Raw genomic sequence first — 14,999 nt, forward strand, 5'->3', positions numbered from 1 at the left:
GTCCACATCTGATACGAGCCCTAATCTTTGGTATAAGATTTTAATTAATTAGAAGTTCACAATAAGCTACCGGATACGATTCAATTCTTCTCCACAATCCTAATCTCCTCCTCTGTCAAACCATAAAGATCATAAACAATTTGGTCAATTTCCTTTTCTGTGCTCGCTATTTGCGTTTGTAGTTCTTGCGCTTTCTTTTTATTAACCTCAAAAAGTTCCATCCACTCAAACTCATCTTTTTTGGTTAGCTCGGGGATTTCAATAAAAGCATTTTCGCCAGCATCTTTTTTACGGTCGCGGTTTTCTTTTTTTATGGCTTTGTTTAGTTCTTTAATGAAATCTCCGAAGGAGTGTTCGTGCCAATTTTGGAGTTTGCGAGTTAGATTTCTGTAGCCGTATTTATTCGAAACATAGCTACTAAAATCATTTTTTATTTTCAAAAATAATTCTAAAGTTTTTTCTAATTTTCGAGATACTTCTATAAAAATTTCTTGTTCACTAAGAATTAAATGTTTGATATAAGTGTTACGAAGATTCGGCGAAGAAAAAAGTAAATATCCTCCAGACATACGTAATCCATCAAAAAAACATTCAAACATATAATTATAAAGCCTTGAATTAATCCAGCATAGAATATATTCAGGCAAAAAATTGAAGTTAAATGAATGGATGCAATTTGTGTTTATTGATGCATATATCCCTTCTCTATCATAGAATGCTTCACATTTTAATCCAATTTTCGAAATTATAATTTTTGGTGAGGAATAGAGTTTATTTCGATTTTTGGAAATTTCGGAAGAATCAATTGGTAGGTATGGACTTAAATATTTACTTCCCTTATCTGTTAATTCCGAAATTCCCCACATATTTGAATATGGATCAATTGTTCCAGTATTTATTAGTTTGTAACCTTTTAAATTTTCTGAAATAAGTTTGGAATAATCGTCTGCCTCACCGGCAGTGGATGTGGCATTTATTTTTCCAGAAGTTTCAAGCCTCTCTGATTGATTAATGATTTTCTCTGTAATTATTAATTTATCATTTAACAGGAAACCTAAGATATAATCCTCAAGTACATCTAATTTTTCAGAAGAAAATTCCGTTTTAATTATTTGTTTACTTTCTTCTTCGAAGTGTCCAGTAATTACAATATATTTTTCCTTCAATTTATGTCTTAGAAAAGAAATTACTGGATACGTACTTGCGTCAGCAAATACTTTTTTGTCAGAATAATCAATTAAAGAACTTATCTCAAAATTTTTAACCAAAATTTCTCTCAAAGCTTTACCATAACTAGCAGATAAATATCTATTTGGAGTTATAAAAGATAAAATTCCATTTTTACCTAATATATCCAATCCTTTTTCAAAGAAATAAATATATAAATCGACAGTCCCTTTCGCAATTTCAAAATTCTTCTTTAGGAATGCATATTCCAGTTTAGAACTACTTTTCTTTAATTCATTTGCGCTTACATAAGGCGGATTCCCAATAACCACATCAAAACCACCATTCGCAAAAATTTCAGCAAATTCATTTTCCCATTTAAAAGCCTTATTCCCGGCAACGGCCTTACTATCAATTAAACTATTGCCACATTTTATATTACTACTTAAATCGTTTAGTTTTCGGCGCGGTTGCGCGGTGCGTAACCAAAGGGAAAGTTTTGCTATTTCTACACTTTCCTCATTTAAATCAACACCATAAATATTATTTTCAAGTATCGTATTTTCAATATCTGGAAACTGGAATCCACCACCTAAAATTTTGGTTTTTAATTCATCTAAATAAGTATGTTCCTTAATTAGAAAATCTAAGGCTTGATTTAAAAATGCGCCCGAACCACAAGCAGGATCGCAGATTGTAATTTTCAAAAGCCATTCACGGTAAACATCAAGCGTTTCCAAAAGTTGCTTTTTGGTATTTTGGTGTGTCCCTTTTTTTACTTCAAAATAATCTGCTTCCTTAAATCCTAATTCCACCTTCTTTTCTTCGCAGAGCTTCCCAACGGTATTTTCAACTATGTATTTGGTAATGTATTTCGGCGTATAAAAAACACCATCTTTTTTCCGTTTACTGGTTCGCTTATCAAAATCGCCACCTTCAATTTCTGCATTTACGCTTTCAATTTCATTTAAGGAATTTTCAAAAATATGGCCGAGTATATTTACATCTACTTGGCTTTCAAAATCGTAATTGGATAGTTTAAGGGTATATTTATAAAGTAGATCATTATCAATTTCCAAGGCATCAAGAATGGCATCGGGTTTAAAGAGTCCGCCGTTGTAAGCGTAGATTTCTGCGCGCTTTTCCGTTCCTTTTCGACCAATATCCAGATAATTAAAATATTGCTTAAAAAGGTTGTATAAATCCCGTTCATCGCCAAAATCCCAATCGTCCTTCCACTTGCTCAATATTTGCAGCGTAGAGTTGGAGGGCAATAGGTTTCTATCTTCCGCAAAAAAGATAAATAGAAAACGGTCCAATAATTTTTGCGACTTTTGGAATAAGGTGAGTTTTACATTTTTTTCAAGCCGTGTAATTTCCAAGTGATCCTCCTTCTCGTCTCTGGACTGCGTAGGTGATGACAAGCTCGAACTACTATTTGCAAATTTCTCTTTTACGGTTTTGGCATTTTTCTTTACCAAATCGCGATAGAGCTCACGTTTAAATATGGAATAATCCTTATAAAATGCTTTGGTAATTTCTTCTTCCTCCGCAATGGAAGCTTCCTTAATTTTTAAGGGTATGTTATTAAGAATGTTATCAAAGTGAAGACAGAGATATAATATTTCGAATCGCTTTTTGGAAAGCGTAAACAGGTCAAATTCCTCAAATTCGGTTGCATCATTTATATAAAAACGAAGTTTTTCAAAGTTTGAGGTAATTACATAAACGCAGCCTTTATGGTTTGCTTTATAGTCAAAAGCTTGTCGGCGTATGCTTTCCAAATCTTTTGTATTGGTGCCTTTAAGCTCAACAATGCCAATGGCAGCGCCATCTTTTAAAATAGCGCCATCTGCTTTTCGAGCGTTTTTTTCGTTCTTAAATTCTGTGGTAAGATTATAGTTGGGATTTGGAAAAAGCGTGTACCCAAAAATATTCACAAACAGCTCGCTTAAAAAAGTAGCCTGAAATTGTTCCTCCTTCGCGCTTTTTATATTTTCCTGTATGGTAGTATTCCAGAAATATTTTTGATATTTTTTATATGCTTTATCCACAGCTGCTGCATTGAGTAAAGCAAGCTGCGATTTAAGTACTGAATTTTGAAATAATGCCATAGATGGTATAGAAAGTTACTGCTTTTCCAAAAATAGTAAAAGTAATTTGGCATTTCAGGTTTACTTATGCACAGAAGGTTAACAATTTTTTAATTTACCTATTGTTGTCAATCCTCGGCAAGCCTGAAAATATTTTCTTTTGAAATTTTCTTCGAAAGACCGCTTACAATTCTAGAAGTATCATAATTGTTTTTCTGCGGAATCAGATATCCCAAAATATCATTTATAGTATTGCTCTGCTCTTCTTTAGCTATAAATCCATAACCTTCATAAATACCATTAACCATATAAACAAAAGCGTCCTCAGTTGCCGACCTGCCTTTCAATTTATAAATGTAGCGTTCCTTTGTTTTCTCAAAAGCCTCCAATGCGCTCTGAAATCGCAAATTATATGTTTCAATAGTTTCTCCGCCAGAACAAACGCAATCGAGATGCAATTTGGTAACTTTTGAACACTGACCTTTTACGCGCTCAATTCCGCAATGTTTTCTACAGAGATTATTTGATTTACAAAATCGAATCAATACTTTTTTGACAGATTCACGATTAAAATATTTTTCCGGTAAATTATTTTGAATTTCTTTTCGTGTTATTTGAAGTTTGAGAATTCCGTTTGCAGTTTTACCTGTGCTAATAATATAAGGCGCCGGATCCAGAACTTGTTGGGTATTATAAATTGGCTTTAAATTTTTTATATTTTCAGATTCTACAAGTTGCGCAATAATGTCTGATCCGGTATATTCTACTTGAATATCTTCAACTTTAGTATAGTCAATGTTTGAGGCAATTGTCTGGCTAGAAAAATGACTTTGCAATCGCTTTCTAACGTTTTTTGCTTTTCCTACATAAATGACAGTCTCATTTTCATCCAAAAAGAAATAAACGCCAGACCTCATTTTAAAATTTGAAATCAATTCCTGTAACGGATTATTTCTAAAAACCTTTTCAATTTTCTTAAACCCTTCTTTTTCTGAAATTGAATTTCGCATAAATTCAATCATATTGTGAGCAAATGTTTCACTTGATACTATTGCGAGATTTTCTTCGGAAAAGATGGCTTCAAGTTCTTCCGGCTTTTTTGAGTGAAGAACAACTTTCGGATTGCAATTAAAATTATAGCCAATAGTTTTAAACTGATGTTTTAAAAGGTAGAACTGATTTCTATCTAAAAATACCAGTTGCCGTTCTTGAAAAATTTCAATCAATTCATCCGCAACATCGCAAAAAGGTGGCGATGATAACGACGCCAGTCTATCTAATCCACAGATTTTATAAACTTTATTCGGAATTGAAATCTCTGGTCTAATGGTAAAAAACCTACTTTCAAAATTATTTTCAGCAACCATTATTTGAAATGGAATTTCCTGTTTCTTATTGATTTTAAAGGTCTGAATGTAGATAAATATCATACCCGTAAAAGTAGGAATAATTCCTTTAGTTGGAAATATTCCCAAACGCAATTTTATAGTTATCTTTACAAAAAAGCGAAATTGAAAAATCATATTTTAAACGAAAAACAGAAAAAAGCTGTTGAATTTGAGGGTGAGCACCTTCTCGTCCTCGCAGGTGCTGGAACAGGCAAAACGAGATGTATTGTGGGCAGAGCTGCTTACTTAATTGAAAAAGGAGTTCAGCCTGAAAAAATACAAATCCTCACCTTTACAAAACGTTCTGCCAATGAAATTGTTGAGCGCGTTAAAGCTTCTCTAACCGACAATCAGGCACAGAGTTTAAACGGTTCTACCTTCCATTCGTGGTGCAATCAATTAATTGTGCGCTATCCCAATTTATTTGGGGCGGCTTCTTACACCGTTATTGATCCTGACGATCAATTAAGTGTTATGAAAATGGTTTGCGGCGATCAGATTTTGGAATATAAGGGCATCCGCATAAAGCCGCAACAGCTTATTGATATTTATAGTTACGGAAGAAATACCCGCCAAAACTTGACGAATTCAATTCGGGAGAAAGTTTTTAAGGGGAAAACCGATGAAGAAACCAATGACGAAATAGATATTATTCGTCCAAAGGTTGAAATATTACTGAAAGCATACCAACAAAAAAAAGGCGAAGGAAGATATATAGATTATGATGATTTGCTGCTAATTGTCGCCAACAGATTGCGCAATGATGAAGAAGCAAGAAAGATTTTATCACATCAAGTAAAGCATTTGTTGATTGATGAATTTCAGGATACAAATCCGCTGCAATGGTTTTTACTAGAGCCATTTTTGGAGATCGCGAATTTTTATTGTGTGGGCGACGATGCACAATCTATCTATTCTTTTAGAGGTGCAGATTATAAAAACGTTCATTTATTTAAAGAACGGGTTCCAAATTCTGAAATACTAATTCTAGATAAAAACTACAGATCTACGCAAGAAATACTCGATTTATCCAATTGGTTAATTGAAGAATCACCGCTCGATTATAAAAAGAAATTGGTTTCTTCAAGAGGAGAAGGAATGAAACCAAAGCTTATAAATGTTTCGAGCCAATGGGAAGAAGCAAATTTTATTGCTGAAAATATTCTAGAAAATTTCACCGAAAACAATAAAAATTTCGCCAGTCATTTAATACTTTCAAAATCTACCTATTATACCAAACCATTGCAGGCTGTTTTTATTCAGAAGAAAATCCCTTATGTAACTTATGGCGGCAGAAAATTTATGGAGGCTGCGCACATAAAGGATGTTGTTTCTGCACTTCGGGTTGTAAATAATCTATATGATGAAATTGGATGGATGCGTTTTCTAACTTTTTGGGATGGCATTGGTGAAATAAAAGCGGGTAAGTATATTTCAAAAATTCTGGAATTTAAAGATCCGCTGGATTGTGCCCAAAATTTAGATGATGCCATTGGAGGTCCGGAAGGCGAAAAAATAGGAGATATCTATAATACCATACTGCTAAATTCAGGAAATGTAAAACGTGCCATTCAAGAAACCTATTCTAAAATGGAGCTCTCACTTGCTTTTAAATATAGAAAGGATTGGGAAGAAAAGCGAAAATCGGATTTTCCTGTTTTAGAAATGTTGGGCGATAATTATGCCTCCATCGGACAATTAATTTCTGAAGGGATTTTGGAGAATGCGAAACAATTAAACGGCAATCCAGTTTTGGAAGGTTCACAAATTAATGATAGCGAAATTAAGGATCACGTAATTATTTCGACAGTCCATTCCGCTAAAGGGCTGGAAGCTGATGTTTGTTATGTGTTGAATGTATCCCCAAAAGTATATCCCAGTGCCTGGAATCTTGATAAGGAGGAAAGTATTGAAGAGGATAGACGCGTTTTATATGTGGCATTGACACGAGCTAAGAATGAATTGTATGTTACGCGGGATACAAATTCCATAAATACCGTAAAAACACCAAATTCTGGTGATACAAATTCAAACTATTTCTTGGAAGAATTACCGGGAAATCTTGTTGAGCAAGCCACTAACCCATATTTAATAATAAAACCGAAGGATATTTTAACTCCAAATAAAATTGATCTTTCGTTGGGGATGGATTTTTCGTAAATTTATAATTATCAATTTTCTATTTTATTACATAGTTCAACCCAGTAAACTTTAAAAAGGTTTTATATTTCATTAAATAATAAAAAATATGTGTTACGAAACTGCCCTAACCAAAAATGGAAAACAAATACAGGAATTTTTTCAGAAAGAACTGGCGATTCCCTTAGAATTCGAACCATATTACCATTTATCAGGATTTTCCCATCCAAATTTGCAAATTGTTAAAATGGATGAACCAGAGAAGATATATCCGGCAAATTGGGGGTTTGTTCCAACTTGGGGAACGAAAGATATTCCAGCCTTTTATAAAAAATATAATACCTTAAATACAAAATCTGAAACGCTATTTAACGGGTTGTCAAAAGAATCGGCATTGAATAAAAGATGCCTTATCATTGCCGATGGTTTTTTTGAGCCACATCAAAAAGCTGGTGTTTCCCTTCCTTATTTCTGTCACATTCCTAGCTCAAAATTTGATGATGGAAGAGACTTATTTATGTTTGGAGGTATCTATTCTGAAATTGAAAAGGATTCAAATTTGTTTTCCGTTTCAATTTTAACAATGGAAGCAAATTCATTTTTTTCTGAAATACATAATGTAAAGAAAAGACAACCTTTTGTTATTGACGAAGAATTATATGACGAGTGGTTTAATCCTAATTTGAAAGAAGAAAATGTTTTGGAGCTAATTAAACACGGATTTACTTCAAAAGAATTTAGTGCATATCCAGTAAGCAGAGATTTATACAAACGATCTATAGATACAAATAATCCTGAAATTCTTAAAGCTGTTGTTACAGATTAAGAATGCTAGCAATTTTCCCATTCTATCAAAAAAATATCCTAATTAAAATCCATCTAAAAGTGGCATTATCTTATTGTATAGTGACAGTATCTTAAAATTCAAGTTGATAATTTTGTATGTGTTTTAGCACCATCGTTTGATATGTTATAAATTATTAATAAAAATGCAATTTGAACAAATAATTGGAATTTTAGCGGGGCTTTTTACAACACTGGCGGTTCTACCTCAAATTATAAAAGCTTTAAAGACTAAAAGTGTTGATGATGTTAGCCCTATAATGTTTATAACCTTGTGTATTGGTCTAGGCTTATGGACTGTTTATGGTTTTTTAAAGGAGGATCTACCTATTATAATAACCAACGGTATATCATTTATTTTAAATAGTTTCATGTTAATTCTCTCAATTACTTCAAGATCTAAAAGCAAAAATTTCTAAATTTTACTAGTTATGAATAAATCAATTAATCAATTTCCAAAAACTGAGGAGGCTATCAGAGAATTTATATTAGATGATCATCCGTGTGTAATGGCTCAAAGCTTAGTTGCAGATGATAACTTAACTATTCGGGATTACGGAATTTTAAATTGTCAAGAAACTTACCAACAAATTTTAAAAGATTTAAATCTTTATATAGAGGATGTTGATAGTGATACTATGAAGTTTCAAACTTTTATTGCGACATTTGCGGACGATCATTTTGAAGATGAAGTTATTTTCGAAAATGAATTATGGAAATTTCTACACGTATTGCATAAAATAGATCCTCAACCTTGGGATGAAACAACAAGTGCAGATCCAAGGTCGACAGAATTCAGTTTTAGCTTTTTAGGTGTTTCATTTTATATTGTTGGAATGCATCCAAATTCATCCAGAGAAGCTAGGAGTACTCCTTTTCCCATGATTGTTTTTAACTTGCACAGCCAGTTTGAAATGCTACGCGGATCCGGAAGATATAAACGTGTTCGCGATTTGATTAGAAGACGTGACAAAGAAAAGCAAGGCACTATAAATCCGATGCTAGAGGATTTTGGATTAAATAGCGAAGCCCGTCAATATAGTGGTCGTGCCGTTGATGAAAATTGGAAATGTCCTTATAACTTTAAAAAATAAGTGATGAATATAATTGAACCTAAGTCTGGAGCTTCGTTAATCTTGAAAAAGGGAGAAATCCTTAAAGTTACAGATATTGAAGGATGTCAAGTTTCGGATATGCTACTTTATAATCTTAACAACCATGACGAAAAAATATCTGCAGGAAAAACTTTTGATTATGAGGAGTGTATCTTATTAACCAATGGGAATTATCTTTGGAGCAACCAAAGTAACAAAATGGTTAAAATTATAGAAGATACCAATGGAAGAAATGATTTTCTACTTGCTCCTTGCGACAGCAAGACAATGAAACATTTTTATAATATTTCAGAATACCACCCAAGCTGTTTTGAAAATCTTTATCAAGGTTTGAATAAATTTGGAATTGCTAAAGAAACTATACCTTCAGCTTTTAATATTTTTATGAATGTTATATTTAATGAAGAAGGAAAATTGAATGTTGCCCCTCCAACCTCAATTGCGGGAGATTATGTTTGTTTTGAAGCACAAATGGACTTAATAGTTGCTTTAACCGCTTGTTCTGCTCTTGATAGTAATGGTGGTTCTTTTAAGCCAATTGGATATGACGTACTAGAGAATAAATAATCATCCATTTTAAGCTATTTTACCAATATTCTTTGGATTATCAACTTGAGAATAACACTACGAATTTCTATTTGTGTCATTTTTTATATTGATTACGATACTTTATTAACTAAGGATTTCTGAAATTTAAGGTTCGTTAAATTTATATTCAACCAATTTTATAATTCAGAAAAATATGTGCGCGAAAAAAAAAGACTCTATAAGTAGAAAAACAGAGCAATTAAAGCAATTTGAAAAATCTTTTGAAGGCCAAACAATGACCACACGTCAAGGTCTAAAAGTAAATGACACTAATAATTCATTAAAGGCTGGGGAAAGAGGTCCAACTTTATTAGAAGATTTTTTATTGCGTGAAAAAATCCACAATTTTGATCACGAACGCATACCTGAGCGCATTGTTCACGCAAGGGGAAGTGGAGCGCATGGTTATTTTGAATTGTATGAAAGTATTGAAGAATATTCCAAAGCTGGTATTTTTACAGATACTTCAAGAAAAACTCCGGTTTTTGTAAGATTTTCTACTGTAGCCGGCTCTAAGGGATCAACTGATTTAGCCAGGGATGTTCGAGGCTTTGCAGTTAAATTTTATACTGAAGAAGGCACGTGGGACCTTGTAGGTAATAATATGCCTATTTTTTTTATTCAGGATGCAATGAAATTTCCAGATTTAGTGCATTCTGTTAAGCCAGAACCAAATAAAGAAATTCCTCAAGCTGCCTCTGCCCACGATACTTTTTATGATTTTGTTTCGCTTACACCAGAAACCTTGCACAATCAAATTTGGGTTATGAGTGATCGCGCCATTCCACGTAGTTTGAGAATGATGGAAGGTTTTGGAATACATACTTTTAGGTTAATAAACAAAGAAGGAAAAGCGCATTTCGTAAAATTTCATTGGAAACCAAAACTTGGTATTCATTCAGTTACGTGGGAAGAAGCAGTTAAAATAAGTGGTGCAGACAGCGATTTTCACAGAAGGGATCTTTGGGATGCTATTGATGCAGGAATGTTTCCAGAATGGGAATTAGGCTTACAGATTATTCCCGAAGAAGACGAGCATAAATATGATTTCGATTTATTGGATCCTACCAAATTGGTGCCAGAAGAAGTGGTGCCAGTAAAAATTATAGGGAAAATGACCCTTAACAAAAATCCTGAGAACTTTTTTGCCGAAACAGAACAAGTTGCTTTTTTACCAGGAAATATAGTGCCTGGAATAGACTTTACGAACGATCCATTGCTTCAAGGTAGATTATTTTCGTATCGTGACACACAACTTTCTCGTTTAGGAAGCCATAATTTTCATCAACTTCCAATTAACAGACCTATAGGGGAAGTTCATAATAATCAAAGAGATGGCCACATGCAGATGGAGATACCAAAAGGCAGAGCTGCTTATTTTCCGAATACTTTGGGTGGCGGTTGTCCGCATATGGCTAAAGTGGCAGATGGAGGATTTTCACATTATCAAGAAAAAATAGATTCGCATAAAATTAGAAATAGAAGTGAAAGTTTTAGCGATCACTTTTCACAACCAGCACTTTTCTATAGAAGTCTTTCAGATTGGGAAAAACAACATGTTATAGATGCATATAGTTTTGAACTTGGTAAATGTGAAGTAGCGCATATAGTAAGTAGAATGTTATGGCTTGTTTCACAAATAGACAGCTCATTAGCAAAGGAGGTGTCTCGTAATCTAGGAATTAAAATTCCAAAATCAATTGACAAACCAATCAATCAAGCTATTGGTGCAGATGCAGATGTTGAGAAACACCAACCTAGTAAAAAGAAGAATTATTTAGACAAATCTCCCGCGTTGAGTCAATCAAATACAAAATTCGATACTATAGAATCTCGCAAAATCGCATTTCTTATGGCTGATGGATTTAAAATGAGTGACTATAAAAAAATGAAAACCGGATTGGAAAAGAAAAATGCGGTAGTAAAAATTATAGCACCACACGGAGGAACAATTACCTGTGATGAGAACATGGAGCATAAAGTTGATGCCTCTATTTCAACAACTGAAAGTGTATTGTTTGACGCGGTCTATATTCCGGGCGGCAAGAAATCGTGTGAAAAATTATTAGCGGATAAAAAATTTATAAAATTCATCAATGAATCTCTAAAATACTGTAAAGCAATTTCTGTGGATAATGAAGGTGAAATGCTTTTGGATAATTCTGAAGTGAAAAATTTCAAAAATGATGATGAAGCTATTTTAGTGAATTCAACACCTGATAAATTTATCAAGGCAATTTCTAAACATAGAAATTGGAATAGAAGTGATGCTGCAAAGAATATTGCTGTATAGATTCATTGAAAAATAAATTTGAAAAACATCAGTACTACAATTATGAAGTTCGCTGAATCCAGAGGTTTAGAAAAAACCTTTTGTCCTTCAGAAGTTGCAAGAGAATTATTTCCAGAAACTTGGCGGAAGGAAATGGAGAGGGTTAGACTTGAAGCTGATAAATTGGTAAAAGCTAAGAAGATAGAGGTAGTTCAGAAAGGTGTTGTTCAATCTAAATTACCCTCGCAATTAACGGGACCTATACGATTAAGGATTTCACATAATTAAAAATAAAAATGGGCGATTTTGAAATCGCCCATTTTTAAATTGTGGTAATTTCAAAATTTATTTCTCTGAATTTACCATCCAATTAATTCCAAATCTGTCTGTGCATCTGCCGAAGTAACCCCACTCTCTTTCACGAAAGTTATGATGAATCTGACCTCCCTTAGACAAAGATTCAAAAACTTTCTCCGCATCTTGTCTAGAATCTGCATCAACACTCATATGGATTTGGTTCCCGTGATTTATTGGGGTATCTGGTGAGGCATCATATGCCATAAATTGAACACCTTTTCCGTTTAATTCTGCGTGCTGTAATTTATCTCTGAAAGAATTCGGAATATCAATTTTTGCATCCTCATAGGTTTGTCTATTTTTAATTTCAGCATTAAATAGATCGCTGTAAAAATTTAGAGCTTCCTGGCAATTACCGTCAAAGGCTAAATAAGATTGTACTTTCATAGTAGTTTTTTTTAATTAAAGTTGAGTAACCAATTTAATAAAAGGTTGATAAAAGTTTGCAGTGTTTAAAATTGATTTAACATTTTTATTTTTTAGAATTAGTAATTTAATTGATACGATCACTTTAAAAAATTAAAAAAGTTTAAATTTAAAGTATAATATAAAAATATAATTATGGGAAATACAACAGATGGATTTGGTAAGAAACGTGATAATAATCAATATGGAGAAGTTGAGAAAGAGAAGCATGATAAAAGAAATGCAGAACTTCCAAAAAGACCAAATAAAGGTGCTACAGAAGAAGAATAAAATTTCGTGATTTTATAAATGGATATGGATTTGTACTAAAAAAATAATCTAATGTGCTATTAATGTATTAGATGAGTATTTATTTTTGTATATGGTTAAATCTAAAAAAAGGAGGTATGTATGGAAAAATAGATAAATTAAGTTTCCTATTTAGGAAAAAGCTTTGTAAAGCAAATTTAATTTTAAAATAATAATGAATTAGCCATAAAACCATCTTCATTGAGAAGATGGTTTTTCGTTAAATTCTCCATACTGCTGCAACTAGTTCAGTAATAAAGCGCAACGATAAATTGCCTCCTAAATAAAATTCTAATTTGAAAACTAACATCAGATTACTGCCAATTATATAAATTTTACAGAAGTTTACTCCTCTTTATTCACAAGGTAATGATCTTCACCCAATCCTACAATTGAAATGATATTTGTAACAGTACTGTATAGAAGTAATATGACCGTTACCATTAATCCACTAAGAACAGATGAGAAGAAGAGTGTAGCCCAATAGATATAAGCAAACCAATATGTTGGAAGACTTTCTGATTCAGTAATAGGAATGTTGAAAAGTTGAAATAGTACTAAAGACCCAACAAACAAAACGGTATCAAATTTCGCAATATTTAATACTTGCTTATAATGCGCCTTTTTAATTTTTGATTCAGTTCCGGTACTTATTCCTAATAAAGTTAAAAGCAAAGCTAATATTGTTGCTGAAGCAAGCAGAATAGTATTACACAACATATTTATGCCGTCAATTGAACTGGTGATTAAGGATTTTGCTTCATAACCTGAGATATCGCCTAATAAAAATGCTCCTAATCCTGTAAATGTCGCTGCGGCAATGCCTCCAAAAATGGATCGTTTGTTTTGAGTAAAGAAATTTTTCATATAGATTGTATTTATAGCTGTTTAAGAATATTTGAGATGGATCTATTCCACTTAGAAAAGATTTCAATGGGCTCTGGATAAGCTTTAGTATTATACTCTTTGCTTTCTTCGCGCCAAGGTAGATAAATATGGTTATCATCAATATGTGAAAGTTCTGGAATCCAAGTCTGGATAAATTTTTTCGATTTATATTTTAAGCTTTGATGAATTGGGTTTGTGTACCAAATTTCATATGCCTGCATGTGCCAGTTTAACCAGTTGGCACTTACATCATAATCTATAAGCTTACTTTCAAAATAAGCAGCACCCCAGGTCCAATCTACTTTATAATCATGAACTAAAAAACTTGCGCAATTAACTCTACCTCTATTACTTATATAGCCAGTTTTATTTAATTGGCGCATATGTGCATCAACGAACGGAATACCTGTAGTTCCCCAACACCACCTTTTAAATAAATCTATGTTGTTTTCGAATTCTATAGTTTTTTTTGAAAATCCTTTCGTTTTAAAAATTGAATTGCCAATACGCATTCCTTTGAAAGTGAAATAATCTCTCCAAACAAGTTCAAAAACTAACCACCAAGTACTCTGATTTTTCTTTACAATTTCTTCATAATGCTTTACTTGCTGATAGATAAATCTTGGACTTACGCATCCTAATGCCAAATAGGGAGAAAATTTAGAGCTATAATCCATCCCTAAAGATTTATTTCTAGACCATCGATAGCCAGTTAATTGCTCTGTTTCGAACGTATAATAATGCAATCTATCTATACCTGCGCTTTCACCACCTGCAACGTAGGGATCAGCTTCCAAAATTTCCAATGAATTAAAACCTAAAATTTTAAATTCTGGAAACTCAGTTGACTTAACCTCATCATAAGCATTTAAATTGGAAGGCTCTTTCAATGGCTCTCTAACTGTTGATTGATTTCCTGTAGGAATTCTGTAGGCTTTACTTGTTAGCGGAATTTTAGAAATTTCAAAAGGGATATCATCTTTATGATATAGCGTCTTACCCCAGAATGTAGTTAACGAGGCAGTACCGTCTATTAACTTTTCAACTTTTTTCATCATTTGCAGTTCTTCCCAGGCGTATTCTTCTTCAGCATAAATTTGTTTTACAGTATAATTGGTGACATAGCTTGCTATAATATCTTCAGGAATACCATATTCAATTATTAAATGACCACCTAATTCTTCCAATTTAATTTGTAAATCTTCTAAAGATTGTTTTAAAAAAATTGCTCTATTAGCATCTGCTTTTCTAAACCCTAAATTCAAAGACTTAAAAATTCTACTGTCAATACAGTAAAGATAAATGACTGGCAAATTACAAGCTATTGCATTACATAAGGCTTCATTATCGTGTAGTCTTAAATCGTTTTTAAACCACATTAATGCGGTGGCTTTTTTTATTGCAACATCTTTCATGGATATGCTTTCAGTTTTAT

The 14,999-nt window shown here is 32.8% G+C and carries 13 protein-coding genes; 8 read left to right on the forward strand and 5 right to left on the reverse strand.

Going from position 1 to position 14,999, the window contains the following annotated elements:
* Window positions 1-80 precede the first annotated feature (80 nt).
* Entirely contained in the window at window positions 81-3,281 is a 3,201-nt protein-coding gene (locus AEQSU_RS15425; protein WP_014783805.1) for an Eco57I restriction-modification methylase domain-containing protein, read from the reverse strand.
* 107 nt (window positions 3,282-3,388) lie between these two features.
* Window positions 3,389-4,783 carry a GIY-YIG nuclease family protein gene (locus AEQSU_RS15430; protein ID WP_083834454.1) on the reverse strand — a complete coding sequence of 465 codons (1,395 nt, stop codon included), beginning with the start codon at window positions 4,781-4,783 and terminating at the stop codon, window positions 3,389-3,391.
* On the opposite strand from AEQSU_RS15430, the gene AEQSU_RS15435 reads away from it, so the two are divergent.
* The 7 genes from AEQSU_RS15435 to AEQSU_RS15465 all read left to right on the forward strand — a co-directional run bounded on the left by AEQSU_RS15435 (window position 4,772) and on the right by AEQSU_RS15465 (window position 11,893).
* Window positions 4,772-6,808: an ATP-dependent helicase gene (locus AEQSU_RS15435; protein WP_014783807.1), complete on the forward strand. Its 2,037-nt coding sequence runs from the start codon at window positions 4,772-4,774 to the stop codon at window positions 6,806-6,808. The two genes, AEQSU_RS15430 and AEQSU_RS15435, sit on opposite strands and share 12 nt — an antisense overlap.
* An 88-nt stretch (window positions 6,809-6,896) precedes the next feature.
* Window positions 6,897-7,613 carry an SOS response-associated peptidase gene (locus AEQSU_RS15440; protein ID WP_014783808.1) on the forward strand — a complete coding sequence of 239 codons (717 nt, stop codon included), beginning with the start codon at window positions 6,897-6,899 and terminating at the stop codon, window positions 7,611-7,613.
* A gap of 163 nt (window positions 7,614-7,776) precedes the next feature.
* Window positions 7,777-8,049 carry a SemiSWEET family sugar transporter gene (locus AEQSU_RS15445; RefSeq protein WP_014783809.1) on the forward strand — a complete coding sequence of 91 codons (273 nt, stop codon included), beginning with the start codon at window positions 7,777-7,779 and terminating at the stop codon, window positions 8,047-8,049.
* A gap of 12 nt (window positions 8,050-8,061) precedes the next feature.
* On the forward strand, window positions 8,062-8,724 hold the full coding sequence (gene gntA / locus AEQSU_RS15450) for a guanitoxin biosynthesis heme-dependent pre-guanitoxin N-hydroxylase GntA (protein ID WP_014783810.1): 663 nt from the start codon (window positions 8,062-8,064) through the stop codon (window positions 8,722-8,724).
* Window positions 8,725-8,727: 3 nt separating this feature from the next.
* Window positions 8,728-9,312: a DUF1989 domain-containing protein gene (locus AEQSU_RS15455; protein WP_014783811.1), complete on the forward strand. Its 585-nt coding sequence runs from the start codon at window positions 8,728-8,730 to the stop codon at window positions 9,310-9,312.
* A 175-nt stretch (window positions 9,313-9,487) separates the two neighbouring features.
* On the forward strand, window positions 9,488-11,626 hold the full coding sequence (locus tag AEQSU_RS15460; RefSeq protein ID WP_014783812.1) for a catalase: 2,139 nt from the start codon (window positions 9,488-9,490) through the stop codon (window positions 11,624-11,626).
* An 18-nt stretch (window positions 11,627-11,644) separates the two neighbouring features.
* On the forward strand, window positions 11,645-11,893 hold the full coding sequence (locus AEQSU_RS15465; RefSeq protein WP_014783813.1) for a DUF3253 domain-containing protein: 249 nt from the start codon (window positions 11,645-11,647) through the stop codon (window positions 11,891-11,893).
* A 57-nt stretch (window positions 11,894-11,950) separates the two neighbouring features.
* Here the strand turns inward: AEQSU_RS15465 and AEQSU_RS15470 are convergent, their stop codons facing one another.
* Complete coding sequence (locus AEQSU_RS15470; protein WP_014783814.1) at window positions 11,951-12,349, reverse strand: VOC family protein; 399 nt, start codon at window positions 12,347-12,349, stop codon at window positions 11,951-11,953.
* A gap of 174 nt (window positions 12,350-12,523) precedes the next feature.
* On the opposite strand from AEQSU_RS15470, the gene AEQSU_RS17020 reads away from it, so the two are divergent.
* Window positions 12,524-12,658, forward strand: coding sequence for a hypothetical protein (locus tag AEQSU_RS17020; protein ID WP_014783815.1), 135 nt, complete (start codon window positions 12,524-12,526; stop codon window positions 12,656-12,658).
* A gap of 363 nt (window positions 12,659-13,021) precedes the next feature.
* On the opposite strand, the gene AEQSU_RS15475 is transcribed toward AEQSU_RS17020, so the two are convergent.
* A complete protein-coding gene (locus AEQSU_RS15475) occupies window positions 13,022-13,543 on the reverse strand; it encodes a hypothetical protein (RefSeq protein WP_014783816.1) in 522 nt (173 codons plus the stop codon).
* Between the two features lie 11 nt (window positions 13,544-13,554).
* The gene (locus AEQSU_RS15480; RefSeq protein ID WP_014783817.1) at window positions 13,555-14,979 is read right to left on the reverse strand and encodes a DASH family cryptochrome; all 1,425 of its coding nucleotides are present in this window, start codon (window positions 14,977-14,979) and stop codon (window positions 13,555-13,557) included.
* Window positions 14,980-14,999 lie beyond the last annotated feature (20 nt).

The organism is Aequorivita sublithincola DSM 14238 (assembly GCF_000265385.1).
Taxonomy (GTDB): domain Bacteria; phylum Bacteroidota; class Bacteroidia; order Flavobacteriales; family Flavobacteriaceae; genus Aequorivita; species Aequorivita sublithincola.

Coding starts and splice junctions, on each gene's coding strand:
- AEQSU_RS15440 (WP_014783808.1), top strand. CDS start 6,897: ATGTGTTACGAAACTGCCCTAACCAAAAATGGAAAACAAATACAGGAA.
- AEQSU_RS15470 (WP_014783814.1), bottom strand. CDS start 12,349: ATGAAAGTACAATCTTATTTAGCCTTTGACGGTAATTGCCAGGAAGCT.
- AEQSU_RS17020 (WP_014783815.1), top strand. CDS start 12,524: ATGGGAAATACAACAGATGGATTTGGTAAGAAACGTGATAATAATCAA.
- AEQSU_RS15425 (WP_014783805.1), bottom strand. CDS start 3,281: ATGGCATTATTTCAAAATTCAGTACTTAAATCGCAGCTTGCTTTACTC.
- gntA (WP_014783810.1), top strand. CDS start 8,062: ATGAATAAATCAATTAATCAATTTCCAAAAACTGAGGAGGCTATCAGA.
- AEQSU_RS15460 (WP_014783812.1), top strand. CDS start 9,488: ATGTGCGCGAAAAAAAAAGACTCTATAAGTAGAAAAACAGAGCAATTA.
- AEQSU_RS15445 (WP_014783809.1), top strand. CDS start 7,777: ATGCAATTTGAACAAATAATTGGAATTTTAGCGGGGCTTTTTACAACA.
- AEQSU_RS15455 (WP_014783811.1), top strand. CDS start 8,728: ATGAATATAATTGAACCTAAGTCTGGAGCTTCGTTAATCTTGAAAAAG.
- AEQSU_RS15480 (WP_014783817.1), bottom strand. CDS start 14,979: ATGAAAGATGTTGCAATAAAAAAAGCCACCGCATTAATGTGGTTTAAA.
- AEQSU_RS15475 (WP_014783816.1), bottom strand. CDS start 13,543: ATGAAAAATTTCTTTACTCAAAACAAACGATCCATTTTTGGAGGCATT.
- AEQSU_RS15430 (WP_083834454.1), bottom strand. CDS start 4,783: ATGATTTTTCAATTTCGCTTTTTTGTAAAGATAACTATAAAATTGCGT.